This window comes from Mesorhizobium sp. M0244 (assembly GCF_040321795.1).
In the GTDB taxonomy this organism is placed as follows: Bacteria; Pseudomonadota; Alphaproteobacteria; order Rhizobiales; family Rhizobiaceae; genus Mesorhizobium.
This window is the reverse complement of the sequence record NZ_JAMYSE010000182.1, coordinates 1-3230: the sequence shown is the minus strand read 5'-3', so window position 1 is coordinate 3230 and position 3230 is coordinate 1. Positions and strand designations below refer to the sequence as shown.

Annotated in this window: 2 protein-coding genes and 1 pseudogene; 2 read left to right on the top strand and 1 reads right to left on the bottom strand. The window is 59.0% G+C overall.

Going from position 1 to position 3230, the window contains the following annotated elements; genetic code table 11:
* Window positions 1-344, top strand: a 344-nt coding sequence (locus tag NKJ08_RS38285; protein ID WP_352786333.1) for a zinc-binding dehydrogenase, incomplete at its 5' end; no start/stop codon positions are given.
* 680 nt (window positions 345-1024) lie between these two features.
* Here NKJ08_RS38285 and NKJ08_RS38280 read toward each other — a convergent pair.
* Window positions 1025-1554, bottom strand: a pseudogene (locus NKJ08_RS38280) (tyrosine-type recombinase/integrase).
* 384 nt (window positions 1555-1938) lie between these two features.
* On the opposite strand from NKJ08_RS38280, the gene NKJ08_RS38275 reads away from it, so the two are divergent.
* Window positions 1939-2997, top strand: a complete 1059-nt coding sequence (locus tag NKJ08_RS38275) for an aminopeptidase (protein WP_352780541.1) — start codon at window positions 1939-1941, stop codon at window positions 2995-2997.
* The last annotated feature ends 233 nt before the right edge of the window (window positions 2998-3230 follow it).

Below are 3230 nucleotides of genomic sequence, written 5' to 3'. Positions count from 1 at the left end.
GTGCCGACTACACCTTCGACTGCACCGGCAACACGAAAGTCATGCGGCAGGCGCTTGAATCGTCGCACCGCGGCTGGGGCAAGTCGGTCGTCATCGGCGTTGCCGGCGCCGGCCAGGAGATCTCGACGCGGCCGTTCCAGCTGGTCACCGGCCGCACCTGGATGGGCACCGCCTTCGGCGGCGCGCGCGGCCGCACCGACGTGCCGAAGATCGTCGACTGGTACATGGACGGCAAGATCGAGATCGATCCGATGATCACCCACACGCTGAAGCTCGAGGACATCAACAAGGGTTTCGACCTCATGCATTCTGGTGAAAGCATCCGCAGCGTGGTCGTTTACTGATCGGTTTGAGCCATACGCCGCGCTGAAAGCTCTGTGTTCCCAAAATCCCGTGCTTCCCCAGCATCGGCGTAAGATCGGCGGCGCGACAGGCATTCCGGAATGCCCGCGCCGCCGGTCGATCAGATCTGAGCCTGGGCCATCCCTCCTGGGCCATCCCTGTTGAATCGGGATCATGATCCAATCCACCAAGGGTTGCCGCGATCCCGACCGATGCCGTGGACAGCTCGCCTTTGGATTTCGCGGCGTGCTGTCGTTTTGGACAGCGGGCGAACTGTCAGATGCAGCGCTCGCCACAAGTGCCCGTGAGGTAGCGAGCACCTTGTTGCTCGGTTTTATCGATTAGCCGTCCTCGTGACTCAAAGCGTCAAGCGCAGTCCAGCAAATTATGACCATGCTCGGCGTCTCGATTATCGTGCGTCGGCACGGATGATCTCACGTCCGTCTCAGCGATCGTGCGTTCAGTCTCATTCGATCGTGCGTCGAAGGCAATTATAATCTCACGCTAATTTGCGCCGAGAATGCCGATGATCTCGCGTCGACGCGATCGTGATTCTGCACGGGTACACGTAGCGACATCGGTCGCTCGGTCAGATGCGAGCCGCCGGCCCTCCAGCTTGGCCACTGTCGCTCCGTTGCAGATCCATGACGGTCTCTCGGCAGGCCCGAGAGGCCGCCATGGATTAGATCTCAGTTCGCTCAGCGAGGGTGAGCGCGTCCTCGACGTCCACGCCAAGATAGCGAACCGTATTCTCGATCTTGGTGTGACCGAGCAGGATCTGCACCGCTCGCAAATTGCCCGGCGCCTTGTAGATGATTGAGGCCTTGGTTCGCCGGAGCGAATGTGTGCCGTATTCTTCACGCCGTAGTCCGATCGCCGAAACCCATTCATCGACCAGTCGGGCATACTGCCGCGTGCTCATGGGGGCTGAGCGATTGATCCCTGCTTGGGAAGGCGTAGTCATCCACTCCCACCACGCCGCTCACTCCATGCGAGCAGGCTTGCAAGGGCGTCAGCCATCAGCTCAAATTGAACGGGACGACCTGTCTTCTGCTGAAACACTATCGCGCGTGTTCGAATCTCGGGACCGACGACTAAGGTGCCGATCTTGATTTCCACGAGATCGCAGCCACGCAGCTTGCTATCGATGGCGAGATCGAACAGCGCGCGATCAAGGAAGAAGCGGATCGCCCAAATCTGTCGCGGCTTCAGCGCTCCTTTCGCGCCGAGCTTCCTGCCTGCATTCCAAGCACGTCATCCCTGCATTGCGGGGTCGCATTGTGAAAGTCCCATGATGCTTCTCTTTCGGCCACCACGGCCGGAAGGAGAACGGGTGGATTAGGGACCTTGTGTTTTGGGAGCCGATAATCGGACCGGCAGCCTATGCAAAGTGGTCTCCCAGTCGGATAGTCTGATAGTCTGAATGCCGCCAGGCCCAGCTTTGAGAGGACATCCGGCAATGCAGCAGCGAATGATCGCATTGCGCCACTCTTGTAGTCCCGGACCTCGATCAAATTAATGCGACTGCTTGAGACCTGGGGCAATCGCGACAATTGCCCTATCGGAACGTGTGAGCAGTGCTATGGGCAAATCGTGATGCGCGCATTCTTTCGATTGGTTGCCGTTATGATCGTGGTGTCCGGCGTGACCGGTTGCACTAGTATTTCCTACTACGCGCAGTCCGTGAAGGGTCATCTGCAGATCATGACGGCGCGCAAGGATGTCGGAAAACTGATCGGGGATCCTTCGACGCCGAACGCATTGCGCGCCCGAATGGCATCGGCGAGCGCCATACGACAGTTTGCAACAGATGAACTAGCGCTGCCCGACAACAATAGCTACCGCAGCTATGTTGATATCGGTCGGGACTCGGTGACATGGGCCGTCTTCGCCGCGCCGGAATTCTCGCTGACGCCACGAACATGGTGTTTTCCCGTTTTCGGCTGCGTCCCCTACCGGGGATATTTTTCCAAGAAGTCTGCGACTGAAACCGCTGTCGAACTTCAAGGACAGGGCATGGACGTCTATGTGACGGGCATCACTGCATATTCCACGCTTGGCTGGTCAAGTGACCCGCTGCTAAGCACGATGCTCAGCCAGGATGAAACGTATCTTGCAGGGCTGGTTTTCCATGAACTGGCCCACCAGCGCGTCTACGTGCACGACGATTCCGCATTCAACGAGGCGTTCGCTGTCGCCGTCGAAACAACCGGCGTGAAAAAATGGCTGCGCGCGGCTGGCGATACTGCCGAATTGCGCCGTTACGAAGCCGTCCGGAGGCGCAGCGCCGAATTTCTGGCGCTTGTGTCGCAGACCCGGGACGAGTTACGTCACGTCTACGACGACGCCGGTACCTCGGAGCAGAAGTGGGCGGCGAAAGCAGCCGCGATCGAACGGCTGCGAATGCGCTACCGGCAGATGCGCGACAGGCGCTGGGGTGGATACCGGGGATACAATGCTTGGTTCGCTTCCCCAATCAACAACGCCAAGCTCGCCGCGACTTCCGTTTATAGCGATCGGGTTCCAGCGTTTCTCCGCTTGTTCGACCTGTGTTCGGGCGACTATGCACGGTTCTACGCGTCGGTTCGACGGATTGGCGCACTAGACGAAGCTCACCGCGCCGAAGCACTTGCGGCGGCAGATAACTGTTATTGAGCCGGTCAAATGTGAAGGCCCGAAGCGTCGCGGTTTATGAATTGTTTTGGTGGATGAGTCGCTTGATGCACTCGGCAGCCGACGAAGGAGTTGAGTGGATCATTGGTCGGCCGAGCTCCAAAACCTCTCCGACATCATGGGCCGGGAGCCGTCGGTCTGCTTCGGATCAGCGGCTGGCGAACGCGGACATAGCTTGTCGGAAGCTCCCGAGCAAATGCCGGCTTCCTAATTTC

Coding starts and splice junctions, on each gene's coding strand:
- NKJ08_RS38275 (WP_352780541.1), top strand. CDS start 1,939: ATGCGCGCATTCTTTCGATTGGTTGCCGTTATGATCGTGGTGTCCGGC.